26 protein-coding genes are annotated in these 24,842 nt (G+C 62.9%); 14 read left to right on the forward strand and 12 right to left on the reverse strand.

Going from position 1 to position 24,842, the window contains the following annotated elements; translation table 11 throughout:
* Positions 1-16 precede the first annotated feature (16 nt).
* Genes ATE67_RS09790 through ATE67_RS09830 form a run of 10 tightly spaced genes read left to right on the forward strand, consistent with a single transcriptional unit; the run spans position 17 to position 8,662 of the window.
* On the forward strand, positions 17-733 hold the full coding sequence (locus ATE67_RS09790) for a type IV secretion system protein (protein WP_082660300.1): 717 nt from the start codon (positions 17-19) through the stop codon (positions 731-733).
* Positions 734-755: 22 nt separating this feature from the next.
* Positions 756-998 carry a hypothetical protein gene (locus ATE67_RS09795; protein WP_156416968.1) on the forward strand — a complete coding sequence of 81 codons (243 nt, stop codon included), beginning with the start codon at positions 756-758 and terminating at the stop codon, positions 996-998.
* 9 nt (positions 999-1,007) lie between these two features.
* The gene (locus tag ATE67_RS09800; protein WP_058816530.1) at positions 1,008-2,003 is read left to right on the forward strand and encodes a type IV secretion system protein; all 996 of its coding nucleotides are present in this window, start codon (positions 1,008-1,010) and stop codon (positions 2,001-2,003) included.
* Between the two features lie 13 nt (positions 2,004-2,016).
* Positions 2,017-2,358 carry a hypothetical protein gene (locus tag ATE67_RS21375; RefSeq protein WP_156416969.1) on the forward strand — a complete coding sequence of 114 codons (342 nt, stop codon included), beginning with the start codon at positions 2,017-2,019 and terminating at the stop codon, positions 2,356-2,358.
* A gap of 5 nt (positions 2,359-2,363) precedes the next feature.
* Complete coding sequence (locus ATE67_RS09805) at positions 2,364-3,050, forward strand: virB8 family protein (protein ID WP_058816531.1); 687 nt, start codon at positions 2,364-2,366, stop codon at positions 3,048-3,050.
* Entirely contained in the window at positions 3,047-3,901 is an 855-nt protein-coding gene (gene virB9, locus ATE67_RS09810; protein ID WP_058816532.1) for a P-type conjugative transfer protein VirB9, read from the forward strand. Before ATE67_RS09805 ends, virB9 begins: the two co-directional genes overlap by 4 nt.
* The gene (gene virB10, locus ATE67_RS09815) at positions 3,901-5,067 is read left to right on the forward strand and encodes a type IV secretion system protein VirB10 (protein WP_231728106.1); all 1,167 of its coding nucleotides are present in this window, start codon (positions 3,901-3,903) and stop codon (positions 5,065-5,067) included. The genes virB9 and virB10 overlap by 1 nt, the downstream gene beginning before the upstream one ends.
* Positions 5,067-6,077 carry a P-type DNA transfer ATPase VirB11 gene (gene virB11 / locus ATE67_RS09820; protein WP_058816533.1) on the forward strand — a complete coding sequence of 337 codons (1,011 nt, stop codon included), beginning with the start codon at positions 5,067-5,069 and terminating at the stop codon, positions 6,075-6,077. Before virB10 ends, virB11 begins: the two co-directional genes overlap by 1 nt.
* Positions 6,049-7,884: a type IV secretory system conjugative DNA transfer family protein gene (locus tag ATE67_RS09825; RefSeq protein WP_058816534.1), complete on the forward strand. Its 1,836-nt coding sequence runs from the start codon at positions 6,049-6,051 to the stop codon at positions 7,882-7,884. The genes virB11 and ATE67_RS09825 overlap by 29 nt, the downstream gene beginning before the upstream one ends.
* Positions 7,877-8,662: an LPD7 domain-containing protein gene (locus tag ATE67_RS09830; protein WP_058816535.1), complete on the forward strand. Its 786-nt coding sequence runs from the start codon at positions 7,877-7,879 to the stop codon at positions 8,660-8,662. Before ATE67_RS09825 ends, ATE67_RS09830 begins: the two co-directional genes overlap by 8 nt.
* A gap of 15 nt (positions 8,663-8,677) precedes the next feature.
* Here the strand turns inward: ATE67_RS09830 and ATE67_RS09835 are convergent, their stop codons facing one another.
* The 7 genes from ATE67_RS09835 to ATE67_RS21665 all read right to left on the reverse strand — a co-directional run bounded on the left by ATE67_RS09835 (position 8,678) and on the right by ATE67_RS21665 (position 14,103).
* Positions 8,678-9,412 carry a superoxide dismutase gene (locus ATE67_RS09835; RefSeq protein ID WP_231728107.1) on the reverse strand — a complete coding sequence of 245 codons (735 nt, stop codon included), beginning with the start codon at positions 9,410-9,412 and terminating at the stop codon, positions 8,678-8,680.
* A 38-nt stretch (positions 9,413-9,450) separates the two neighbouring features.
* Positions 9,451-10,857, reverse strand: a complete 1,407-nt coding sequence (chrA, locus tag ATE67_RS09840) for a chromate efflux transporter (RefSeq protein WP_058816536.1) — start codon at positions 10,855-10,857, stop codon at positions 9,451-9,453.
* Complete coding sequence (locus tag ATE67_RS09845; RefSeq protein ID WP_058816537.1) at positions 10,854-11,705, reverse strand: chromate resistance protein ChrB domain-containing protein; 852 nt, start codon at positions 11,703-11,705, stop codon at positions 10,854-10,856. The genes chrA and ATE67_RS09845 overlap by 4 nt, the downstream gene beginning before the upstream one ends.
* Before the next feature lie 129 nt (positions 11,706-11,834).
* The gene (locus ATE67_RS09850) at positions 11,835-12,887 is read right to left on the reverse strand and encodes a relaxase/mobilization nuclease domain-containing protein (protein WP_058816538.1); all 1,053 of its coding nucleotides are present in this window, start codon (positions 12,885-12,887) and stop codon (positions 11,835-11,837) included.
* Entirely contained in the window at positions 12,887-13,537 is a 651-nt protein-coding gene (locus ATE67_RS09855) for a CopG family transcriptional regulator (protein ID WP_231728108.1), read from the reverse strand. The genes ATE67_RS09850 and ATE67_RS09855 overlap by 1 nt, the downstream gene beginning before the upstream one ends.
* A 67-nt stretch (positions 13,538-13,604) precedes the next feature.
* A complete protein-coding gene (locus tag ATE67_RS22100; RefSeq protein ID WP_443028754.1) occupies positions 13,605-13,868 on the reverse strand; it encodes a DUF1289 domain-containing protein in 264 nt (87 codons plus the stop codon).
* A 16-nt stretch (positions 13,869-13,884) separates the two neighbouring features.
* Positions 13,885-14,103 carry a hypothetical protein gene (locus tag ATE67_RS21665; protein ID WP_058816539.1) on the reverse strand — a complete coding sequence of 73 codons (219 nt, stop codon included), beginning with the start codon at positions 14,101-14,103 and terminating at the stop codon, positions 13,885-13,887.
* A 71-nt stretch (positions 14,104-14,174) separates the two neighbouring features.
* Here ATE67_RS21665 and ATE67_RS09865 point away from each other — a divergent pair, with 71 nt between their 5' ends.
* Both ATE67_RS09865 and ATE67_RS09870 read left to right on the forward strand, forming a co-directional pair.
* Positions 14,175-14,495, forward strand: a complete 321-nt coding sequence (locus ATE67_RS09865; RefSeq protein WP_058816540.1) for a helix-turn-helix domain-containing protein — start codon at positions 14,175-14,177, stop codon at positions 14,493-14,495.
* Positions 14,495-16,168, forward strand: a complete 1,674-nt coding sequence (locus tag ATE67_RS09870) for a SulP family inorganic anion transporter (RefSeq protein ID WP_058816541.1) — start codon at positions 14,495-14,497, stop codon at positions 16,166-16,168. Before ATE67_RS09865 ends, ATE67_RS09870 begins: the two co-directional genes overlap by 1 nt.
* A 115-nt stretch (positions 16,169-16,283) precedes the next feature.
* Here ATE67_RS09870 and ATE67_RS09875 read toward each other — a convergent pair whose 3' ends face one another.
* The 5 genes from ATE67_RS09875 to ATE67_RS09895 form a co-directional block, all read right to left on the reverse strand.
* Entirely contained in the window at positions 16,284-16,610 is a 327-nt protein-coding gene (locus tag ATE67_RS09875; RefSeq protein WP_058816542.1) for a DUF736 domain-containing protein, read from the reverse strand.
* 707 nt (positions 16,611-17,317) lie between these two features.
* Positions 17,318-19,147 carry a ParB/RepB/Spo0J family partition protein gene (locus ATE67_RS09880; protein ID WP_058816543.1) on the reverse strand — a complete coding sequence of 610 codons (1,830 nt, stop codon included), beginning with the start codon at positions 19,145-19,147 and terminating at the stop codon, positions 17,318-17,320.
* Positions 19,148-19,262: 115 nt separating this feature from the next.
* Complete coding sequence (locus ATE67_RS09885) at positions 19,263-19,655, reverse strand: DUF2958 domain-containing protein (RefSeq protein ID WP_058816544.1); 393 nt, start codon at positions 19,653-19,655, stop codon at positions 19,263-19,265.
* 13 nt (positions 19,656-19,668) lie between these two features.
* Positions 19,669-19,866 (reverse strand): hypothetical protein, encoded by a 198-nt coding sequence (locus ATE67_RS09890; RefSeq protein WP_058816545.1) that lies wholly within the window; start codon positions 19,864-19,866, stop codon positions 19,669-19,671.
* Positions 19,863-20,831 carry an ArdC family protein gene (locus ATE67_RS09895; protein ID WP_058816546.1) on the reverse strand — a complete coding sequence of 323 codons (969 nt, stop codon included), beginning with the start codon at positions 20,829-20,831 and terminating at the stop codon, positions 19,863-19,865. Before ATE67_RS09895 ends, ATE67_RS09890 begins: the two co-directional genes overlap by 4 nt.
* An 831-nt stretch (positions 20,832-21,662) precedes the next feature.
* Here ATE67_RS09895 and ATE67_RS09900 point away from each other — a divergent pair.
* Together ATE67_RS09900 and ATE67_RS09905 are read left to right on the forward strand one after the other, a co-directional pair.
* Positions 21,663-22,844, forward strand: coding sequence for a Fic family protein (locus ATE67_RS09900; protein WP_058816547.1), 1,182 nt, complete (start codon positions 21,663-21,665; stop codon positions 22,842-22,844).
* A 14-nt stretch (positions 22,845-22,858) separates the two neighbouring features.
* Entirely contained in the window at positions 22,859-24,841 is a 1,983-nt protein-coding gene (locus ATE67_RS09905; protein ID WP_058816548.1) for an ATP-dependent nuclease, read from the forward strand.
* The last annotated feature ends 1 nt before the right edge of the window (position 24,842 follow it).

Here is a 24,842-nt window from a genome sequence, read left to right on the forward strand (position 1 = left end):
AGAGAAAGGAAATCCGATGACGAAACTGACCAAAGCCCAAGTTGGGGCACTTTGTGCAACTCTGCTGTTCGCAGCCCCGATGCCCGCGTTCGCGCAGGGGATCGCGGTCCATGACAGCGCCAATCTGATCCAGCAGATCAATGCGGTCAGACAGGCGATCCAGGTGGTGGCGCAGGGCAAACAGCAAATCGCGGAAGCCCAAAAGCTCTATCAGGATTTGAACAAGCTCACCGACATTCCGCAATTGGCCCAGGAGCTCAAATCCGATGCCTTGCGCGAACTCGACCTATCGGGCGGCTCGCTCGAAGGCTTCGGCAACGGCAATCTCGATGTCGTCGGCGCGGGCCGCGCCAAGGCAGATGCAGTCTATCGCGACTTGCTGGGGCGGTTGGGTCTCGCCGGTTCGGAACAGTCCCGCGCCGCCTATGACCTCAACGCCCGCAATATCGGCATCAACGCCGGCCTCGCCGAGAATATGGGCGCAGCTGTGACCTCGCGGACGGAAGGGCTCGACCAATTGCGCAGCCGCTTGGCCAGCGCGGGCACCGCGAAGGAAGTGGCCGACCTGACGGCACGGCTGCAACTCGAATCCGCCGCGATGCAGAACGACCAGCTCCGTTTGCAGGCCATCGCGTTGCAGCAGCAGGCGCAGGAACGCCATCGCGCTGCTGCCGGGCAAGCCGCCCTCGCCCAGAAGCTCGACGAGGCGAGCCGCTACTATCGAGGGCAATGAGTTGCGGACGACGATCGTCTGCATGGCACTGCTGCTGACGGGGTGTGGCCAAAGGCAAACGCCGTCTACGCCCCACGCCGACATGCCCGCGCGGAATTGGCGATACTATGTCGCCAATCCCGGCGAGATCGAACCGATGCAGAAGATTTGCCGCGAATGGGCGGGATCGAGTGCCCCCTCGGACACGCAGCCAGCCGTCGTCACGACCAACTGCCGGGCAGCCGCGTTCGCAAAATCGCAACTGGCCATCACGCCCAAGGATTGAGCAACGAGCATGGATTTCAGCGATCATGTTTTCACCACGATGTTCGAGGCGCTCAACAATGCGCTGGCGGGCATCGTCGGCAAATATGCAGCCGTGATCGGCATCGTGGCTCCGGCGCTGCGGATCGGGATCGTGATCTATATTTCACTGCTCGGCTACGCGATCATGCGCGGCGCGGTTCAATACCCTTTCCGCGAGTATGCCTATCGCGGGTGCCAGCTCGCGTTTCTCTATTTCGCCGTAACCTCGCTCTACGGAAGCCAGATCGGCATGTTCGCGCTGGGCGGCCTCCCCGGCCAGTTCGCCAGCGCGCTTGGCGGCTCGGACGTCGGCGGGCTTGGCGGATATTATGACAAGCTCGCAGGCACCGGCTTCGAGACCGCGAACACAATGCGGAAGATCGCCGCCGACTACCAGCAAACCCAGGGAACGATTCCCGACATCGGCTATGCAGTCTTTTCCGGCTTCCTAGTGGTGATGGTGATCATCGCCACCCTGCTCTGCGCCGCCATCGGCTTCGTGATCAGCGCCTTCGGGCTGTTTGCACTTGCGCTGCTGTCGGTGGTCGGGCCGCTGTTCGTGGCCGGGCTGCTGTTCGAGTCCACGCGCGGCTATTTCTTCGCCTGGCTCGGCGCCTGCATCAACTATCTGATGCTGATCGTGTTCGCACTCGTGCTGACATTGTTCCTGACGCAGACCGGCGATGCTGTCATCGCCACGATCTCCGAGAACGACGAGATTGGCATGGCCGCGATCAAGGCTTTGGCCTTCTACGCGCTCGGATTCTTCTTCTTCCTGCAAATTCCGATGCTGGCAGCCTCGCTCGGCGGCGGCGGGCCTGCACTCGCCAACCAGTTTGCATCGGCGATCGCAGCGGCGGGCGGCTTTGTCGCCGGACGCGGCGCGACCGCCACACAGGCAACCAGCCGCGCGATCGAACGCGGCTTCGCGCGCGGGATCGCGCGGATGCGGACGACAGGCTCGGTGAGCCGCGGGACACAGTAGAAGGGAACAGGTCATGGGTAAGCGTATTTTGGGCATGGCGATGGCATTGGCGTTGATAGCGCCGGGCTATGCAGCAAACGCAGCGCCAAAATCGCCGAAGCTGGCCAAGTGCGATGGCAACCAGCGTCGTCCGGCCAATCCTTATGGCTCGATCCTGCCCAGCGTCGATCCGCTCGCCGGAACGTCAACCCCGGCAGCACCGGCACAGGGCCAGGAACAGGGGCGCGGAGGTGTCGAGGTCTTTCCCAAGAAAGACCCGGCTGCACCGAAGCGCGAAGAGCCGAATGGCAGGCCCGAAAACAGAGTGCCGCCTATCAGCAGCTTGTCTGCGCAAATTTCCAACCCGAGTTGCTGAACGTCATGGCCGGCGGCGTTACCGACAGAGACGATCTCAAAGCCTATTTTGCGGAAGCCGCAAGTTGGGATCACGACCGGCTGATCGCCGCCAACCGCTCGAAACGGCTGGCCTGGACGGTCGCGGGAGTGGCCAGCGGCCTTGCGATTACCGGGGTTGCAGCCATAGCGATGCTGACGCCGCTCAAGACCGTCGCGCCCTATGTAATCACAGTCGATAAAGCGACCGGCGCGAGCGAGATCACATCGCCGATGTCGGGCGACCGGCAAATCACCTACAACGAGGCCGTCGCTAAATATTTTCTCGCCGATTATGTCCGCAACCGCGAGGGCTGGATACCGCAGGCACGCCAGGAGTTCTTCGAGGGCGTGCTGGCGATGTCGTCGCGCGATGAGCAAGCGCGCTGGACTGCTTTCTACAGCAAGGACAATCCCAAGTCGCCGCAATCGACCTTCACCGATCTCGACACGGTGTTCGTCGCGGTCAAGTCCGTCACCTTCGTTTCCGCGAAGGTCGCGCAGATACGCTTCGTCAAGACGCTTCAGCGCGGGGCGACTGTCACCGACACGCCCGCCATCGCGACCGTGACCTACGACACCACCGATACGCCCACCACCGAACAGCAGCGGTTCAAGAACCCTCTCGGGCTGGAAGTGCAGACCTACCGCGCCGACCTGGAGGTGACGCAATGAAACGAACGAGCTGCCTGACGGCAATCGCGATGCTGCTGGCCAGCACCCCGGCAAGCCCAAGCGAAACCCCGCGCCCGACGGCGCAGGACAATCGCATCCGCGAGGTGATCTATAGCGACACCCAGGTTTTCCGGATTGTCGGCGTTTTCCGCTCCGCAACGCAAATTGTGTTCTCCCCCGGTGAGCGCGTCGAGCATGTCGCGCTCGGCGATACGGTATCATGGGAAGTCGCCCCGGCCGAAAACTCGCTGTTCATCAAGCCGCGCGAATTGGCCGGATCGACCAACCTGATCGTCATCACGCGGTCCAGCACGGGCAATCGCACCTACACTTTCGAGCTGTCGGCACGGCGCGGGGCCATCGGTGCTCGCTCCCCCGATACCTTCTTCAAGGTGGTGTTCCGCTATCCGCGCGAGGAAGCGGCTGCCGCGCAGGCAGCGGCAACCCAGGCCGCCTACTCCCGCGCCGTCGCGCTGCAAGCGGGAGCGATCCGCTCGGCCCTCGATCTCGCGGTCCTCGAAGGAAAGCGAAACCTGAGCTACTCAGTGCAGGGTTCGTCGGCGATCCAACCCTCCGAAATCACCGATAACGGCCAGTTCACTGCGCTGCGCTTCCCCAACCAGCGCGAACTTCCGGCCTTCTTCGCGGTCAATCCCGATGGCAGCGAGAGCATCGTTCCTTTCGATGTCCGCGACGAATTTGTCGTGATCCACGGCGTGTTCGCCCAGCTTCGCCTCCGGCGCGGCAGGGAAGTGCTGTGCGTGTTCAACGAAGCTCCGGATTTTTACGGGCGCGACCCGAAAACCGGCACGGCATCGAGCATCGTCGAACGGACGCAGGAGAGAAAATGATGGCCGACCATCCTATGGGCGAACGCGCGACCGTCGATCAAACGCCGGACCCCGAAGACATCGACCGCACGCCCGCAGTCGAGCGCGCCAGCAAGATGCCGTCGATGCCGGGAACGGCAATGGACCCGAAAAAGATGATCGGGTTTGCGGCTGCTGCCGGCGCCATCATGTTCACCGTGCTGGCGCTTGGAACGGGATTGACCGGGAACTCCACCCTTCCCCCGGCCAAGCCCAGACCTGCGCTCGAACCTGCACAATACGATCCGGCAACGGTGATCGCACCGACGCTGGCGGGCGCGGCAACCGACCCCAACGCGCCGATTTCCGTAGGCGAACCAGTCGTTCCGGCGATTGGCACCCAACCGGCACCTCCACCGGGGGCGCAGCAGGTCCGCCAGCCGTCGCAAGCCGAAGTGCTACGCGAAGCCGCAAGGCGGTCTTCGCTGATTGCCTATGGCGGCGAACGCGACAGCGGCGGCGCGGGCGTTCGCACGGGTGACTACGGCGGCGCGCCGATTGCCGGTCGTCAGCCCTCGGTTCCCGCCACCAATCTCGACAATTTGCGCCAGGCATCGGCAATCGGACAGGCGCAAGCCCGAACGCTTCCCGACCGCAATTTCCTGATCACGGCAGGCAGCTTCATTCCCTGCGTGCTGCAATCCGCGATGGACTCAAGCCAGCCGGGCTATGTGAGCTGCATCGTCCCCCGCAACGTCTATTCGGACAATGGCCGGGTCGTGTTGATGGAAAAAGGCACGAAGATCCTCGGCGAATATCAGGGCGGCCTCGATCGCGGCCAATACCGGCTGTTCGTGCTGTGGACGCGCGCCGTCACCCCGCGCGGGATCGCGATTGATGTCGCTTCGCCGGCAACCGACGCGCTGGGTCGCGGCGGGATGGACGGGCGCGTCAACAACTTCTTCTGGCAGCGGTTCGGCACGGCCCTGCTGTTCAGCCTTGTCGAAGACGCAACCACCGTTGGCGCGGAAGCAGTCGGCAACAGCGCCTCCAATACCACCCGCGTCCCCTCCGACGCGGCTTCGACGATTCTGCAACAGAACGGTCAGATCAAGCCGGTGCTGCGCAAAAATCAGGGCGAGGACGTCGGCATCACCGTGGCCCAGGATTTCGATTTCTCGACCGTTTACGGCCTCAGCCTCAAATAATGGCGGCACCGGGAAAAAATACCGCTGTCCTCGACAGCGTGACGGCCCCGTTGCGCAAATATCTCGATGACGAGGGTGTGACCGAACTGGTCATCAACCGCCCCGGCGAGGTCGGGATCGAACGGCGCGGCGGCTGGACATGGGAGAGCGAGCCCAGCCTCGATTTCAGGAACCTGACGGCGCTGGCAACCGCGGCTGCGGCATTCACCAGCCAGGACATCACCCGCGAAAACCCGATTGTCTCGACTATCTTCCCGACCGGCGAGCGGGTGCAAATCATTGTGCCACCGGTTGTCCCCGATGAAACGGTGTCGATCACCGTGCGTAAGCCCTCGACCGTGACGATGACGCTGGCCGATTTCGAGGCGACGGGGCTGTTCAAGGAAACGCGGATCGCCGAAAAGCAGGTGTCGGCCCAAGAGCTGGATTTGCTCGCGCTGCTCAAGGCGGGCCGGCATGTCGAGTTTTTCGACCGCGCCGTGAAAGCCCGGCTCAACATCCTGATCTCCGGTGCCACCGGCTCGGGCAAGACCACGCTGTCCAAGGGACTGATCCAACTCATCCCGCCCGAAGAACGGCTGCTGACGATCGAGGACACGCGCGAGCTGATCGTCCCGCATAAGAATGTCGTCCACATGCTTTACGCCAAGGACGGCCAGGGCACCGCGAACGTGACGGCAAAACATTTGCTGGAAAGCGCGCTCAGGATGCGGCCCGACCGCATCTTGCTCCAGGAACTGCGCGACGGAACTGCGTTCTTTTACCTGCGCAACGTCAACTCGGGGCATCCGGGCTCGATCACCACCATTCATGCGGACTCGGCGGAGCTGGCGTTCGAGCAACTGACTCTACTGGTCAAGGAAAGCGAAGGCGGCTCCGATCTGGCGCGCGGCGACATTCACGCGCTGCTCAAGATGCTCGTCGATGTCGTCGTCCAGACCAAGAAAGAGGGCGGCGAATTTCGCGTGACGGAGATCTATTATGATCCAGAGAGCAGGCACCTCACCTGACGGCGGGGCGGCACGGCTGCTGATCGGCGTGCCGCTCGGGCTGCTGATCGCGCTCGCCATCGCCAGCATGATCGGATGGGTGATCCTGGGGCTTCCGGTGGCAGCTTATGACCCGCTCAAAATGCCGCAATTCGTCTGGTATTATCGCGGCGACCCGCGCGTCGTGAAGGCGATGGCGGGCGGATTGGCGGGTGGACTCACCCTGCTCGCCGGACTGGTCTATGCGCTATGGGCGCGCGGCGCGCCGCTCCACGGGGCTGCACGGTTTGCCAGCGAACGCGAACTCAAGCGGCACGGCTTCCGCTCGGCCGCTGGCATCGTCGTCGGGCGCAAGGGCGGGCGTTTCCTGACCTTCGGCGGCAGCGAGCATGTCCTGGTCGAAGCGCCGACCCGTTCGGGCAAAGGCACTGGCGTCGTCATTCCCAATCTGCTGACATGGCAAGGCTCGGTCGTCGTCCTCGACGTCAAGCGCGAAAATTTCGATGCGAGCGCGGGATTCCGCGCGCACTACGGGCAGCAGGTTTTCCTGTTCAACCCGACCGACCGGCAGGCGCGCACCGCGCGCTACAACCCGCTCGCCTATATCGACCGCGGCGACCCCGACGACGTAATCATCGAGCTGCAAAAGATCGCGACCATGCTGTTCGTCGCACCCGAACGCGGCGAAGCCTTTTGGGCGAACGGCGCGCGCACCGGCTTCGCCGGTGTCGGGGCCTGGCTCGCTGAAACCAGCGACGAACCGCTGACGATGGGCGCGATCTACCGTTACCTGACCGAAGGCGACGCGCGCAGCTTCTTCAAAAAGGAGCTGGCCGATCCCGGCCTCAACCTCTCGACCGCCTGCCGGACGGCGCTCGCCGATTTCGCCGGTGGTTCGGATAACAGCTTTGCTGACATCAAGAAGACTATCACCAATGTCCTCGGCTTGTGGCTCAATCCGCTGGTCGATGCGGCAACCTCGGCGAGCGATTTCGACCTGCGCGACCTGCGTAAGCGTCATATCTCGATCTACCTCGGCGTATCGCCCGACGAACTCGACCGCATCGCCCCGCTCTATAATCTGTTGTTCCAGCAGCTCATTGACCTGAATGTCCGGGAATTGCCCGATTACACCAAGCCGGTTCCCGTGCTGGTCATCCTCGATGAGTTTGCCCGGCTTGGCCGCGCCTCGGTCATTGCCAGCGCCTTTGCCTATGTCGCGGGCTACGGTATCCGCCTGCTCCCGGTGATCCAGTCGCGCTCGCAATTGCGCGGTGTTTACGGCGAGCATGTCGCCGACGAAATCGTCGCCAACTGCGGGGTCGAAGTGGCCTTCACCCCCAAGGAACTGCGGGTCGCGAACGAGCTGTCGGATCGCATCGGCTATGTCGGGCAGGAGAGTGTCACTCGATCGCTCACGATCAACGGCCTGCTCGCCAACCGCTCGAAGTCTATTTCCGAACAGCGCCGCGCATTGTTGCTGCCGCAGGAGCTGATGCAGTTTCCAACGGACAGGCTGATCCTGCTGCGCAGTGGAATTCCGCCGATCATCGGTAGCAAGATATTCTACTTCAAAAGCCGCTTCTTCAAGAAACGGGCTTTTCCGCCGATCGTGGTTCCGCCCCTCGAAAAGCAAAAACGCCGGAATATCGCACCTTCACCGTTCCGCGACATGACCGACGATGAGGCGGTGGGAAACCCCGCCCATCCGCTGACGCAGGACGACATCCGCACCGAAGACTATCCGAGCTTCTTTGCCGATCTGCTGACGTTGGATCGCAACGGCCAGGCAAGCATCATCATAGAGGAAGGCGACGAGCATGGCTGATGAACAGGAAGGAAGCGCGCCTTCGGGGCGCAGTCGGACTGCAAGGCCCAAGCCGGTCACGGCGAAGGCTGCCCCGGAAAAGCCCAGGCGCAAATCCGAACCGCCGACCGTCACCGACGATCTCACGGGCAAATTTCTGCGCGTCGGCAACAAGCTCTACCGCACCTCGGATGACAAGACGCCGATCGTGCGGATCGTGGGCGACCGTCTCAAGACCAGCAATACCGACGCCCTTCCCGACATCATACGGATCGCCAAGGCGAACGGCTGGACGTCGATCAAGGTTGGCGGCGGCGACAAGTTCAAAAAGGCGGCTTATCTCGCCGCCGCAGCGCAAGGGCTGGCGGTCGAGAATTACAGCCCGTCCAAGGTAGTCGAGGCCGAAGCTGAGCGCCTAAGGACAAGGCTCGCCGAACGCGAAAAGCGCCGCGAGGGGCCGAAGGCTGGAACAAAGACACTGCCGACCGGGGAATCGCTGAGCACGTTCAAGGCCCTCTCCGAGCGGTTTCTGAGCCAGTCCCACGCCGAAAACGCGCGTGATCCGGACCTGCGCCGCGCGCAAAGTCTGGTGGCCCAGACCATCTCGATTGCCCGTGCGAAATATCCCGACGATCCGGTCAAGGCGTCAAAGGAGGTCGAGGCGAGAAGGCAGGAAGTCGCCATCCGCATCGCCAAGGGTGACAGGATCGCCGTGATCCAGGTGCGGAACCAGCAAGCTCAAAGAGCGCGCGAAATCACGCAGGAACAGGTGTTGCAGCGGGACGGGCGATCCCGATAGGCAGCAAGAACAGCGTCAGGGTGCCGAGGCCTTCGCAAATCTGGTGTCCGCCGAAGTCCAGTTCACAGCTCCCATGTAGGCATCCACATAGGCAGCGGCCTTTGCACCATAGTCGATGGCATAGGCATGTTCATACATATCCAGCACGAGGATCGGCGTCGCGCCTGCCAGAGTCATGGTGTGATCGGCCGCCCATTGATTGACGAGACGCCTATCGCGGCTGCTGTAGTTGAGAACCACCCAGCCCGAACCGCCGCCAAGCGCCTTGCCCATTCCGACGAACTCACTGCGCCAACGGGCCTCGCTGCCGAAGCTATGCTCGATCGCCGAAGCCAATGGCCCGCCGGGCCTGGTCGGTGCGCCAAGCCCGGCGAAATAGACCTCGTGCAGGATCATCGAATTCCATGCGATGAGCTCTTCGCGCTTGAGGCCGTTCAGAGTGAAACTCGGCGCGGTCGCCGGATCGAGCCCGGCAAGCTGGCCTTCAATCGCACCAAGCCGCTTGACCGCGCCGCCGTAGTTGTTGTCGTGATGGCTGACGAGCAGCTTCTCCGACAGGCCGGCAATCGCCTTGGGATCGAACGGCAGAGGTAGCGGCTGCGGGGCGAAGGCCCGACCGTTTGCCGGTGCCGGGCCTGTTGCAGTGGCGGCCTGCGCGGCGGCTCCGGTCGATCCGAGCATGGCTGCGCCCGCAGTCAGCAAGGCGCTGGCGCCCAGCAGGTCACGGCGGTCGATTGTGCGCTGGGTCACGGCAGATTCCTTTGGTTGGTTGGATGGAGCGGATTTGGTCATGCCAGCACTCCGGCAAAGTGGAGGGCAATGCCAGCAGCAGAAGCGCCGCACAGCGTGGTAAAAATGCCCACCTTCATGCGGAACATGGCTACTATTGCGACCGCCGATATTGCCAGCGCCCAAAGATCGACGCTGGCTAGTTGCGGCAGGTCGAAATGGATCGGGCCTGCGATGAAGGGCTGCACCACGCGGAAGATCGTGTGGATTGCAAACCAGATGGCGAGATTGAGCACCACGCCGACCACGGCGGCGGTGATCGCGGATAGCGCACCCGATAGCGCCTTGTTGCCGCGCATCCGTTCAATGAACGGCGCGCCGAGGAAAATCCACAGGAAGCAGGGGATGAACGTGACCCAGGTAGCGAGCAGCCCACCCAGTGTGCCGGCGAGAAGCGGCGAGAGCATCCCGGGATTGCGAAAGGCCCCCATGAAGCCAACAAATTGCAGCACCATGATAAGCGGTCCCGGCGTGGTCTCCGCCATACCGAGCCCGTCGAGCATCTCGCGCGCGGACAGCCAGTGATACTGCTCGACCGCCTGCTGGGCGACATAGGCCAGCACGGCATAGGCGCCGCCGAAGGTCACCACCGCCATCTTGGAGAAGAAGGTGGCGATCTGCGTGAACACGCTGCCCTCGCCCATCACCAAGAACAGGGCTGCGACCGGGGCAAGCCAGAGGACGAGCCATACCAGCGCCTGGCGCAGTGAGTGCCCGATGGTCGGGTTGGCATGGGCAGGGAGCTCTTCGCCCAAGAGCGTGTCGGCGTCGGCAACGATTTTCCCGCTCGCCGCACCGTGTCCGCCACCGACCTGGAACGCGGCGACGCCAGCGCGTCCGCCAAAGAAGCCGATCACGCCGGCGCCCAGCACGATCAGCGGAAATGGCACGTTGAAGAAGAAGATCAGCACGAATGCGGCCGCGGCGAGGCTCCGCATTACCGTGTTCTTGAGTGAGCGGCTGCCGATCCGGATGACCGCCTGAAGCACTACCGCAAGCACAGCGCACTTGAGACCGAAGAACAAACCGGAGATTATGCCAACGTGGCCATAGAGCGCATAGATCCAGCTCAACGCCATGATCGCGATGGCACCGGGCAGAACAAACAATCCGCCAGCAACGAGGCCGCCGCGCGTCTTGTGCATGAGCCATCCGATATAGGTGGCGAGCTGCTGGGCTTCGGGGCCAGGCAGCAACATGCAGTAGTTGAGCGCATGGAGGAAGCGATGCTCGCCGATCCACCGCTTCTCATCGACAAGGATGCGGTGCATCACCGCGATTTGTCCGGCGGGGCCGCCGAACGACAGCGCCGCGATTCTTAGCCAGACCCAGAATGCTTCACCCAAGGAAACAGGAGCTGGAATGCTGGTAACGCGCGGCATGTCCACTATTGGCGCGGCGCTCATGGCGTCACCGCCTTAGCGCGCGAACCCTTGGGTTGGTGAGACACCCAGTCATGCGTCTCGCCGGTCGCATCGCGGCACCAGCGATAAAGCGCGTCATAGATCAGCATTCCGGCATCGAGCTGTTCGAGGTCATCGGCGAACATCCGGGACAGGCCAAGCGACAGGGCAACGAGGCCTGCGGCCTCGGGCACAATGTCAGGCCTCGCCGTATCCGCCCCACGCACGATCAGCGCGAGATGCGTCAGCGGCGGCAGTCCCGCGAGACCGAACCCTTCAACCATCACGTCGAATGTGCAGCGTTCTCCATCATGGCTCCAGACTATGCCGTCGCCCTCAACATCGAACGGCGTCGCACAAAAGCGTTCTGCCACGCCTGCGACCTCGTTGGGGGCGACGAACAGAAACACCGCGTTGGGATCGACAAAACGCCGAATTAACCAAGGGCAGGCGATACGATCGACCTTGGGCCGTGCGCGTGTTACCCAGACCGTCCGACCTCGCGCATCGCGGGGCGGCAACGCGGATTCCGGCACCAGCGGGTGTCCAGCCTTCACCCACGCAGCCATTCCGCCGTCGAGGGCGTCGGCATCGGCCCCTGCCTGACGCAGCCATGAAGCGGCCCCTTGGCTGAGGCTGTGGCCCGCACGGCAAACAGCGATAACATTCTGCCTGGCAAAGGAAGGTGCCCAATCAGCAATATGATCGACTGCCTTGCGAACAGCACCGGGAATCAAACGCGGGTCGGCGGCAAAATCCTCATTGGTGCGCACATCGAGAATGGCTGGCCCATTGGCAGTGCCAATCAGCCGGACAAGTTTTTCAATAGGAATTGTATTTAGAGCAGACATGCGGCGTCCTCGAATCGAGTAGGACGCGATACTTCAGCATGTCGCCTCATGGGGTGATCGCGGTCCCCATGCCTCTATAGAGCAAATTTCGCGCTTCGCTGTCAACGACATGTGCGCGGCCGCAATCAATTAGCGCCCTCGTCCTTGATCCTTGGGCGGTCGATTGGTTGAAGGCAACGGTGCCTTGCTTTGATCGGGCACCATCCTCCGCGCATGGTATGCCGCAAAAACTTCGGGAGTGGCATTCATGTCCTGATGCTTGTCGAGGAATTTACGAACATCGCTTGCAAGCTCCCGGTCATCGGCTTGTCCGGTGGCGTCGAGGACAGCGGCGGTTTGTTCATAGGCACGGCGGATCTCTTGCCAGCGGAAAGTGCCGGCGGCGATGAATGGCGGCAACTGATCCTGACCGCGCGCGACGGCGATTGCCTGTTCGTTGGTGCGCCGGTCGGCGTTCGTGATCCGGCGGCTCCCTTCGGATCGCAGCCGCGCCCGCAGTTTGACCAGCGCCATGCTCGATCCCGCAATCCCCTGCCCACGCGCCCGCCTCGGCGTTGCTTCGGCGGCGACGCCCCGCGCGCGCAGTTCACGGGCAAAGCGTTCGCGGAAGCGATTGAGCTGAACCGGACGGGGATTGAAGCGGGTGCGATCAAGGCCCTCGGCCTGCACCGTCAGATGCACATGCGGGCGCGGTGTGTCAGTATGGAGGGCCAGGACATAATCGTGGTTGTCGCTCAGCTCGGCATGGGCGAGCGCGCGGACGGCTCCCAAAACTTTGTCGGGGTCGGTGCCTTCGGGCATCGAAAAGATCAGGGACACCGACGACACAGTTGGGCGGGACCGCCATTGAAGCGTATCGCTCCACTCTGCCGCGCGCTCGGCGATGTCGTCCTTGCTGGTCAGGATTTCGCCATCACGGGTTTCGATACCCAAGGCACCCTTGCGCCCGATATAGTCGAGATGGGCTTTGACATGGGTGCCGCCCCGCTGACGCCCCGTGACCTTGACCACCACCTCGGGCGCTTTGCGGACGATCCGTGCCAGCTTGGCCCGTGCGGTCGGGCCGGTGGCAATACCGTAGCTGGCATAAAGCGGAACGCGCTGAGGGCCATTCGGATCGTGGATATAGCGCACGCGGAAGGCGGGGCGCGTCGCTTCCCACAAGGCCGATTCCAGCTCCATCAATCCGGCACTGCCCAGTAGCTGACATCGCCGCGCATGGCATCGCCAACGGCTGTCACCTGTTCGGACACTTCCATCCGCATGTCGGCGATCCGGCGCAGCTCAGGTTCGATTCTCTTGTCGCCGGTTTCGAGCATGGCGGTGTTCGCCGCCTTCATCGCCTGATTGAGATTGCGCCCGATGCGCAGCAACTGCATCCGGATCGGGGCGAGTTCGGCTAGCAGCCCGTCATCGACCCGCGATTTCAGGGCCAGGTGGCGGCGCACCAATGCTTTGATCCAACCGGCGCGATCGGTCGAACGCTGCTCCGCCCGCACCTCGATCACGGCGATCTCGACATCGGTAAACCGCAGCGAAACGCGATTGCGCGCCGCGCCTTCGGGGCGGTCGATGAGAGGCCGCTGATCACTCTCTTGCAGCGCCCGTTCGATCATCTGCCGCACCAGCGCGCTGCGTCCGCCCCGCCCGACGGCCAGTTTGTCGAACGCCGCGAGCGCTTCGGCGTCGAGCCGTAAGCTGAGCATCGCCGTGTTCGGAACCTGATTTGTCGCCATCAGACATGCCCATGTAAAACAAGGGCAATGTAAGACAACACGCGCCGCTAGGCATATCCTGCATTCAAGACAAATCAGACAAACCCCCTTAGACAAGCGCACCCAAAGCGGGTTTCTATCTCAGAGAATAAGGGGCTTCGGGTGCGCTTGGGGGTTTGAGGTTTCAGGCTGGGTGGGAAGTGCTGCTTCCCATGCGGGCCGAAGATCGCCGGACGATTTCATGTTGACGGCTGGTGGTCGCGCTCCCCCATTCGGCGATCTCGCCGATTGTGCGACCGCAGCCGGTGCAGACGCTGGAACTGGCGTCCAGCGCGTAAATCTGTTGAAGGGGAAGGCATTTCACGACTGAGATTCGGTCATTCGAGACCCAAACCACGTCGGCCAAGGCTGACCTATTGGCCAATGCTGCCCAAATCACGAAACACACATTGACGCGGTTGGTCCTATTCTGCGGTGAGCTTGTCGGCTTCTTCAAGTTTGCGGCCGATCTCGAACATGAGCAGGGCGGCTTCCGCCGCGCTGAACTGGACTTCGACCAATTTGCCCTCGTGCCAAAGGTCCAGCACAACGAAGCGTTCACCCGGACGGTCGCGGAGAAACCGAACATGGACCCCCGCAACCGGGCCGCAGGCGTCCCACTTGCTCAGGGCTGCTTGCTTCATAAGCGCTCTATACGCCTTAATTTAGATCTGATAAACAGCAAATTTGATGTCTCAAACATCAAGGAGCGAGAATGATCACGTCTCAACAAATGAAGGCGGCCAGAGCGCTTGTGGGTCTGGATCAACGCCAGCTTGCCGAGCGGGCTGGTCTGTCCCTGCCAACGATCCAGCGAATGGAAGCATCAGGCGGACAGGTTCGCGGAGTTGTCGAAACGTTAGTCCGGGTGATCGACGCCCTCGAAGTGGCCGGGATTGAAATCATCGGCGAGAACGCATCCAGTTCCGGCAGCGGGCGCGGAGTGCGGTTGCGCGAGCCCATGGATCAAAAACGGCCGATGCATGGCAGATCCAAGACATCGGATGGCGCTCGGGTGTCATCCCTGACCACCTGATGCTGCCAAACTCTTCGCTGGCGTTTACGCCCAAACTCGTCTCGACACTGCGCGAGGGTTACACCTTCGGTTTGTTCAAATCCGATTTCATCGCGGGTTTGACGGTCGCCATCATAGCTCTGCCTTTGGCCATGGCACTTGGTATCGCGAGCGGGGCGTCGCCCGACAAGGGAATTGTAACGGCTGTCGTTGCGGGCTTCCTGATTTCGGCCTTGGGCGGTTCGCGTGTCCAGGTGGGCGGGCCGACCGGCGCCTTCGTCGTCGTCATTTCCGGCGTAATTGCAGAGCATGGATATCCCGGCTTGGTGCTGGCGACAGGTCTCGCGGGCATGATCCTGACTGTTGCCGGATATGCAGGTCTCGGCAAGTTGATGAAATTTGTGCCGATGCCGGTCGTGACGGGATTCACCGCAGGCATTGCGGTAATCATCGCATCAAGCCAGGTGGGTGATTTTCTCGGACTGCAAGCGGGCAAGGTTCCGGCTGAATTCGTGGAGAAATGGACTGCCTATTCCCGTGCGATCGGCACCTTTCAATGGACTGTCGTTGCGATAGGGGCCGGAACGCTGGCGACAATCCTGGTCTTGAAGCGGCTGAGTCCGAAGCTTCCAGGATTCCTGATCGCCATCGTACTTGCATCGGGCGTTGTCGCTCTGCTGAAGCTCCCGGTTGAAACCGTCGGCATGCGCTTTCCCAACATGCCTTCAACCTTGCCCGCGCCGCATGTCCCGGCCTTTTCAGTGCAAATGGTGCAAGACGTTCTGCCCTCCGCCTTCACCATTGCCTTCTTGGCGGGAATCGAAGCTCTGCTCTCGGCGGTCGTTGCCGATGGCTTGACCGGTTACAAGCATCGGCCCGGACAGGAGCTTGTCGGACAGGGAATTGCCAATATTGGCTCGGCACTGTTTGGTGGGCTTCCCGCAACGGGCGCCATCGCACGGACTGCCACCAATATCAGGGCTGGAGCCCGATCTCCCGTCTCGGGAATGCTGCATGCATTGATTCTGCTGGCTATCCTGCTCATTGCCGGACGATGGGTAGCCTACGTGCCAATGTCGGCGTTGGCCGCGATCCTGCTCGTGGTGGCCTGGGGGATGAGCGAAGCGGATCGCTTCAGGACGCTGTTTCGCATGGATGCCGGCGAGAGAGCTTTGCTGCTGCTCACCTTCGGGCTGACCGTGTTCGTAGACCTTACCGTCGCAATTGGCGTTGGCGTCACATTGGCCTCGATGTTGTTCATGGCAAGAATGAGTGAGGCAACCGATGTGCTTGCAGACGATGAAAGCGTCGAGGATCCGGAACAGTGGGCAGCGCTCCCGGCGGGTGTCGAGGTTTTCCGGATTTCGGGACCGATGTTCTTTGGCGCGGCTGCCGAAATGCTGGAAACTCTTCATCGAATTGGCCGGTCTCCCGCTGCGGTCATCCTGCGTCTTGATCGGGTACCCTTCATCGATTCCTCTGGGGTTCATGTCCTTGAGGCATTTGTGAGGCAGGCAAGAATTTCGAACACCAGGGTGGTCTTGTGCGACATGCCCAGGCCAGTCTGGCAGATTCTAGCCCGATCATCTCCCCGCTTTGCCGGCGCTGAGCGAGCCAAATCTCTGAACGCTGCAACCAAGCGGCTGGCCAAAAACTCAGAGCAAATTGGTAGCGCTCAAGGGCATTTGGCGTAGAATGGCAGCTAACGATCTGCCACCGACAGTCCGCTCCCCACAACTTTAAAGTCGTGACCGCAGCAAACACGACAAAGCCCCGCCCGTCTGTGCCGGGCGGGGCTGGCGTGTCGGGTCAGTTGCCGTTCGAGGTGCGGGCGCGCGACCAGATCAGGTTGAAGGTCTTGCCGTCTTCGTCGGCGAACAGGCTGGCGAAGATCGGGGCGGTGAAGCTGGGATCGTCGAGCTTGATCGAGAGGTAGTCGCGGCCTTCCTTGGAGGTTTTCTGCCAGCAGGCACCGATCTCGGCCTTGGCCACGAACACCCGGTGCGACGGGGCGTTTTCGTTCTCGCTCGCGTCCTCGGCGACGATGGTGACGTTCTTCTTCTGCAAGCTCATCGTGACGATCTCGCCGATGTAGCTGTTGTCGCCGGACTTCTTGAAGGTGCCGATATTTGCCATGATGCTTCTCCTTGCGTTGGTCGAACCCACGCTCATTCGCGGCCTCGATGGCTGGTTTGAGGCAGGGGCTTGCACCGCTGCACGCACTCAGGGTCCCATTCGCAAAGCGAATGGGTGGTGGGCCGGAACGCAGTGGAGGACGGGGCAGACCGGGCTTTCTTGTCCCGCGAGGAATGGGCGGCACGCCCAGGGGAAGAAAGTTCGGGCTGCTCCGTTGCAGCAAGGGGCAAGAGGCGCAGCCGTCCGCTGGCAACCAAAGCCATTGACGAGGCCGTGGGTGAGCGCGGATTCCGGCAATCGCGCGCAAAGAGACTTGGCAAGGACCGGGTGGCGCATTCAATGTCCGGCTGGCGCACCTGCCGGAGAAATCGACTGATGGGCTTGCCGGATGAAGATGCGGCATTCCGATGAAAGGGCCAGGAATGAAAATGCCCGGTCGCACCGGGCTTTGGTGGCTGACGATGACAGGGCCACTGGCACAGATCGTAGGGAGGCGGCGATAGACTCGGTCTGCTCCGATCCCGCCCCGCTCCGATCCGACCGCCTGTTGAGAGGCGGAGACTGGCAGCGGCATCATCCGGTCGGGTTGGTATCCACGCCGCAACCCCGCATGACCAAGCACTCAAGCCCCGTCCGGCGCTGACGGACGGGGCTTTGTGGCGCTGACGGTGCGGACGGAGGCGGGCGGCACAGCCGCCCGCCCTCACTTACGCCGCAAGGCGCTGGTCTTCGGCTTCGTCCCGCGCATCGGCGGTTTCGCCATCGCCATCCTCCACCGCATCCGCCGCGCCAGCGGCGGCGGGGTTGGGGTCGAGCGGCGCTTCGGGTTCGGCCAGCCACGCGGCGCGGTTGGCGGCGGCAACCGTCGCCACCCCGCCGCGCTGGGTGTAGGCTGATGGCGGAAACGCCATCCAGCGCGGCACCCAATTCTCGCGCCTTTCGCGGCCATTGCCTCCGGTCAGATAGTCGCCGATCACGCCCTTGATCGTCTTGCCCTTCTCGGCGGCATGGGCCTCCGCCACCGATGCCCCGCCGACCTCGGACAGAATCGCGGTCAGCACCTCGCGGTCGCGGATCAGGCCATAGAACGCATCGTCTGCCACCCAATAGTCGGCCATATCGACGCCAAGGTGCAGCCCGATGATTTCGATAAGGCCGGTGCCGCTCGCCAGCGTTTCGGCCATGACGACGCCCAGCACCTCCATGACAACCGCGTCGGGCAGTTCCAGCAACCGCTGGAACAAGCCGCTCACGCCGATCCTCGGCTCGTAGCCCAAGGTGACGCTGGCCTCGTCAGGGTCGAAGCCCAGCACGGCAAGCACCGCGCGACGCCGCTCGTCGAAGCGGGCTTCGGCGACGCTGGTTTCGATGGACTCGGTGATCGCCTCGTTTCGGCTGCGCTGATCCTGCACCCTCACGCCCCACAGGGGCGAACCGCAAATCGCATGGGCGACCATGACGCGCAGCGCCACACCGCTATTCGCGGCCAGCGCCGAGCGCACCGCCGCATGGCGGTGCAGGTCGATATAGTCGGTCATGGCTGCGGTGATTTCCGGCCGGACGGTTGCGGACGGCTTCGCCGCCTCCCCGCCCTCGCCCTGCCGCCGCGCCTCCTTGCGGGTCAGATAGCCCTCGTGGAAGGCGACCTCACCCTTGCCGTTGACGTCAATATAGACCCGCCCACCTTTGCGCTTGGGAGTCTTCTCGTGCTCCCACGTCTGGAAATAGACACCGGCGGGGACGATCTCGACCGCGCTCCACCCGTCTTCGAGATAGGCGGCCTTGCGCCGCTCGATCTCGGCGGACTGCGCGGCCCAGAACTGGTCGGCATCGGCGAAGTAACCTTCGTCGCCGAACAGGTCTTTGACGATCTGGCCGTCGAAGGCGGCAAGATCGAACAGCGCCGCGCTCGTCGCAATCGACGCGCCGCCGAACAGCCACGCCTTCAACTGGCTCCCGCGCGGCGCATAGCCGTCCGCATCCTCGAACAGCGCCAGCCACGCATTTTGCTGCGCCTTGGTCGCCAAGGTCAGGTGCTTGACCGTGCCAGCGTCGATTTCCTCGGCGCGGAACGCCTCGCGGATGCGCGGCAACAGATTGCCTAGCGCAAGGATGCGCTTCACCTGCAATTCGGTGAGCGCGAAAGTCGCGGCAATGTCCTCGACGCTGCGGCCTTCCTTGACCAGCCGGGTGTAGCTTTCCCATTGCGTGACCTGATCGGGGCTTTGCCGCAGCATGTTCTCGATCATCGACACTTCGAGCGCCTCGGCATCGTCGCCTTCGCCCAGGGTGATGCAAGGCAGCGTCACGCCGTCCTGGCCCTGCCGCGCGGCCTCGAGGCTGGCGAAATAGCGGCGCTTGCCCGCGACGATCTCGAAATGACCGGTGTTGCAATTGGGGCGGACGAACAGCGGCGAAATCACGCCGCGCTTGATGATCGACGGCAGAATGTCCGAAACATCGGGCGGCTTCTTTCCGCTGCGCATGTTCGCCTTGGAAACCGAAAGCCGGTCGAGCGGGATTTGGTCGATGTGCATGGAATCTACTCCGTTGGGTGGCCCCATCCTCGAGGCATCTTGGGGGGCGGTGAGGATGGGGCCGGTTGTCCGCGCGAGGACGATCCCGCGCGGGGTCTGCCGCACCTTGAGGGGGTCAAGGTGGCGGAAGGGCTGAATCTTCCTTGGCGCGGGCGGCGGCTGCGGCCTCAAGCCGCGCCGCGTCCTCCGTGATGCCGCCGCACAGGCGGGCGGCATCCGCGTAAATGGTCAGCGGGAAGCTGCCTTCAAAATGAAGGTCGCGCTCGATGGCGAGGCCGAACGGCAGCTTGACCGCCGCAATCTCGGAGAGACTGGCCGAACCCATTTCGGGGCAGCCGAACCCAAGGTCGCACAGCCCGAACAGCGTGTCGCCGTCCTCGTCCAGCTCGGAGAACAGCCAAGTGCCGGACCCGACCGGATTGAAGAATTTGACGACCGGCGCATGATCGCCACGGCTCTGGCCGTTGGCGATCAACCGCGCGCGCTGGTCTTGGGCGAGCAACTGCATGGGGAACGTCCTTTCAAAACATCTCGATCTGGTTGCGGGCGTTTGTGTCGAACAGGCCGTGATCGGCGGGGCGCTGCCGCTTCTTCGGCTCCAGCGGCGCGTTGGCGCGCATGGCGAGGCGGTCGCGCGGTGTGATCGGCGCAACGCCGTGAACCAGCGTCTGCTCGCCGATGGGCGTCTGTTCGGATTCCAGAGGCAGCGGCGCGCTCATGCCGCGCGCGCCAAGCTGGATTCGCTGTCCCGAACGAACGACAACAGGAAATCCGCCGCCCTGCTGGCGTGGCTCGCCGCCTTGAAGATGGCGCGATTATCGGCGCGCATCACGGCCAGCCACGAACCGAGGTAGTCGGCATGGCGCACGGTGGGGACGATCCCGAGCGCGGCGCAGAGGAAAGCCGAGGTCAGTTCGGCGCACAATTCCTCGCGGGCGTAAAGCGCCGAACCGAACCGCCCCGACTGATCGCGCGCCAGCCGCTCCTTGCTGCCCGCCCAATGGCCAAGTTCGTGCAGCGCCGTCCGGTAGAAGTCGATTTGATGGGTGAACGCCGGTTGCGGCGGCATCTGCACATAGTCGCCGCCAATGTCATAGAAGGCCCGCGCCCCGCCGATGCGGAAATCCGCACCCGTCGCGGCAATCAGCGCCTCCGCGCCCTCGTGCTGCTCGCGGGGCGGCAACGGCGCCGGGTCGGCGGTCAGCCGCTCCGGCAGTCCGTCGCACTGCGCGGCATTGAACACCACAAAGCGTTTGAGAAACGGAATCGAGCGGGGTTCGCCCTCCGCACCCTCGCCACCCTCGCGCCCATCGTCGGGGGTGAAGCGGTCGGCATAGAAGATCGTATGCCCGCGCTCCCCCTTGCGGACGCACCCGCCAGCGGCCAGCGCCTGCCGGAAGGTCAACCAATCCTGCGAGGGGTAACAGCCTTCGATGACCGCGCCCCACAGGATCAGGACATTGACGCCCGAATAGGGCCGCCCCGAAACCGCGTTGCGGGGGAGGCCCGGCACCGCCGCCGCCGAGTTCCACGGCTGCGCCCAAGGGAAACAACCGGCCTCAAGCTGGGCGATGATCTTGGCCGTCACCTCGTCATAAAGCGAAGCCCGCGCCGCGCCCTGCGCCTTGGCCCTGCCTGTCCCGCGCTTGCCGCAGCTCCGCCGTGTCCTGCCGTAATCCGCCATCGTCGCCTCCCTGCCCAAAAAACCACACCGGCCCCGGAGAGGGGGGTGGGCGGCAAAAAGCGACCAGAGAGGCGCGCCGCGATCAGGCGCACCTGCAAGGCTGTAACGGAGTGAAAGACCCGGCCTGCCGGGTTGCGCCTGAGCGCGACGGGCCTAGCCGGAAGCGCCGCCCATCCCCCTCTTCGGGGACGGCCACAGACACGCCGGCGCACCCGCGCCGTCCGCAATCAGTCGAAGATCATCGAGCGAAGTTCGCCGCGCAGCGGCCGAACAGGAAACGGCACCCTTGCACGGCGCGACGCCAGCCGGGCGCCCTGCGCCCGGGCCTGTGGGCCAGCGGGCGTCCGGCCAGGAGAGAGGTAAGAGTGCCCGCGGGTCAGCACAAAGAGGCCGCACCCTCAGGAGCGCGCAGCGCGGGACAGAGTGCGTCACTGAAGAATCCCGCTCAATTGCAGCGGACCGCCAGGACCGCCCTTCCCCTTTTCGCCAGCGATCGTCACCGACAGGCCGAGACGCCGCAGGCGGCTCGGTGGAGCGATCCCGCGCAGTCGGGATGCGGAGTAGAGCGCGGTGCGGGCTTGCCCGCAGGCGTCAACCTGCACCTCATTTGCTAGGAGGAAAAAACGAGAGTTTAGCGGTGATCCAACCGAATTTTCGAGGCTTATGGAACCAAATCGCCGAATTTTTGAGGTTTAACCGCCGCGACAGGCTGGGTTCATGGCAACCAGTGCCATCCACCACCCTTATTTAAGCACGCCTATTTTAGCGTCACAGCTAATTAAGTGAAACCGCCATTGCTTAAATAATGCTATTCCGATACAGGCTACGGACATGCCCGATGCAGAACCCAATCAACGGCTTGGCCGCTTTGTCGAGACGCCTGTAGCAGGCGAAATTGTTCGCGCCTTTGTCCCGCCGCCCTTACCACCGACTCCCCCGATCGACGTCCTCGCGTTGCTCGATCGCTTGAGCTTGGCGGAGCGCGCGCTGGGGCGGCTCGACGGTATTACCATGCTGCTGCCGCGTCAGGAACTCTTCCTCTACATGTATGTGAGGAAGGAAGCGGTCTTGTCGTCACAAATCGAGGGAACGCAATCGACCCTCACCGACCTGCTCCGTTTCGAGACCGAGGCGCAGGCGGGCCAGCCGATCGACGACATCCGCGAGGTGTCAAACTATGTCGATGCTATGATGTATGGCCTGGAGCGGCTGGAAGTCCTGCCGCTTTCGTTGCGCCTCGTCCGCGAAATGCACGAGCGGCTTCTGCAAAGCGGCCGCGGCGGCACGAAAAGTCCCGGGGAATTCAGGCGATCGCAGAACTGGATCGGCGGAACGCGTCCCGGCAACGCATTGTTCGTACCGCCGCCGACCACCGAACTGGACGCCAGCTTGGATGCGCTGGAACGCTTTATGCACGAAGACGAGTCGCGGCTCCCGGCGCTAATCAAAGCCGGCCTGCTGCACGTTCAGTTCGAGACGATCCATCCATTTCTCGATGGCAACGGGCGTATCGGCCGCTTGCTCGTCACGCTCTATCTGTGTGTTCAAGGCGTGCTGCGGAAACCGCTGCTCTATCTCAGCCTCTACCTTAAAACCCATCGCGCCGACTATTATCGGCTCCTTCAGGAAGTCCGCGAGCATGGCGCTTGGGAGGCTTGGCTCGATTTCTTCCTGACGGGGGTTGCCGATACGGCAAACCAGGCATTCGACGCCGCGACGCGCATCGTCGAGCTGCTCAAGACCGACCGTGAACGCATTACAGCCGAAAGCGAGCGAGCTGGCTCAGCACTTCGCATCCACGACCTGTTCCAGCAAAACCCCTATCAGACGTCAAATCTGCTTGTGGACCGGACCGGATTGTCGGCGCCGACGGTCAATGCCGCGCTCGCCGATCTCGAGCGCCTTGGCATTGTCGAGGAAGTGACCGGGCGGCGGCGAGGCCGCGTGTTTGGTTATCGGCGCTATCTGGCCATTGTAAGCGAGGGCACCGATCCCCTCCCGGCGAACGCGTAGTTAGAAGGATTCCTGTGCTAATCGAAAGTGTCACCCTTTCCGGCTTCCGCTGCTTCGGCCCCGAGGCGATCACAGTGCCGATCGCAGCGGAGATTACCGCAGTCGTCGGCCCGAACGCGGCGGGCAAGACGGCTCTCCTTCAGGCGTTGGCCAAGTTGTTCGGCGTCTCGCGTGCGCAGCGCACCGTGCAACGCTCGGATTTTCATCTCGGTGCGGACGACGATCCGGACGATCGCAAGGCGAAGGACTTGTTTATCGACGTGCTGATCGGCTTGCCCGAACTGGAAGATGGCACAGCGACGGCGGAGACGGTCGCCCCGTCATTCCGCCACATGCAGATCGAGCGCGAGGGCGAGGCTCCGGTTTGCCGGATGCGGCTCGAAGCGCGCTGGGAGGACGACGGCACGGTTGATGGCGAAGTGTCCCAGGACTTGTTCTGGATCCACACGCTCGACGACGATCCGCCCGAAGACAAATGTCATCCCGTTTCGGCGGCGGAACGTGGCCTCATCCAGCTATACTATACGCCGGCCAGCCGCGATGCAGCCGCGCAAGTCCGCGCAACGACAGGCGCACTCGCGGCGCGGCTGCTTCGCGCAATCGAATGGTCATCGGAAACCGAAGATGCCGTCGAGGAAGCGAGCGAGAACCTCGCCGCCGCGTTCGAAGCGGAAACGGCGATCGCGGCGATCGGCCAGGCGCTGCAAGCACGGTGGTCCGGCTTGCATGACGAAATTGTCGATACCAAACCGAGGCTCAGCCTCGTCAGCCGACGGTTCGAGGAGGTGGTCAACAAGATCGCCGTGGTTTTCGAACAAGGGCCGGATGGGCATGAACGCGGATTGGATGCGCTAAGCGATGGCCAGCAATCCTTGTTCTATTTCGCGTTGGCCGCTGCCGTGTTCGATCTGGAACGCAAGGTGGTTGCTGGCGATGTCGAAGGATTTCTCGACGATCAGCTGCGCATCCCGGCGCTCACGCTCTTCGCGCTGGAAGAGCCGGAAAATCATCTTTCGCCGTATTTCCTCGCGCGAATTATCCGGCAGGTCCGATCGCTCACCGAAGAGGGCGGCGCACAGGCCATCGTCACCAGTCACTCGCCTGCGGTTCTGAGCCGGGTCAATCCGCGCGAAGTGCGCTATTGCCGCTGCGATCCCAAGACCCGCATTTCTACGGTCAAGAAGATCAAGCTGCCGACCGGAACGGGCGAAGATGCCAAGTTCGTTCGCGGGGCAGTCCTGGCCTACCCGGAACTGTATTTCGCGCGCTTCGTGCTGCTGGTCGAAGGCGATTCAGAGCGGATCGTCTTGCCACGACTGGCTGAAGCGCTCGACTTGCTGATCGATCCGGCCTTCGTCGCGATCGTCCCATTGGGCGGGCGACACGTTCAGCATTTCTGGCGGCTGCTGAGCGATCTCGGCATTCCTTACGCAACGCTGCTAGATCTCGATCTGGGCCGGGCAGGCGGCGGGTTCGGTCGAGTCAAAACGGCGATCGAAAACCTGATCGAGATCGGCGTTTCCAAGGCAACATTGCTAAAGGTCGATGGCGGCATCCTGTCCGATGGCGATTTCGCGAAGATGCACACTTGGCAGGATACCGAAGACCGCAAAATCCTTAAAGGATGGGTCGACTGCCTGAAGCCGCATGGCGTGTACTTTTCCGCGCCGCTTGATCTCGATTTGGCTATGCTCAAGGCATTCCCGGACGCCTTTGAAGCCACCGTCCCTGCCGGCGGTGGGCCGAAGTTGGCAGCCGACAAAGCGGCCGAAGCTGTTCTTGGCACGGCGGGACCGGGATTGGCCCTCTATACCGGCGCGTTCAAGGACTACCCCGATCTTCTGCCGGCTTACCGCTATCATTTCCTGACGCGGAGCAAGCCGGCGACGCATCTGGCGGCACTCACCCACATCAAGACCAAGGCGTTGCGCGACGGCATGCCCACGATTCTCAGCGACGTCTTGCAGCACGTCGCCAAGAATCTTCGGAGAGACTAGC

This window comes from Sphingopyxis sp. H050, from assembly GCF_001468265.1.
Lineage (GTDB): Bacteria > Pseudomonadota > Alphaproteobacteria > Sphingomonadales > Sphingomonadaceae > Sphingopyxis.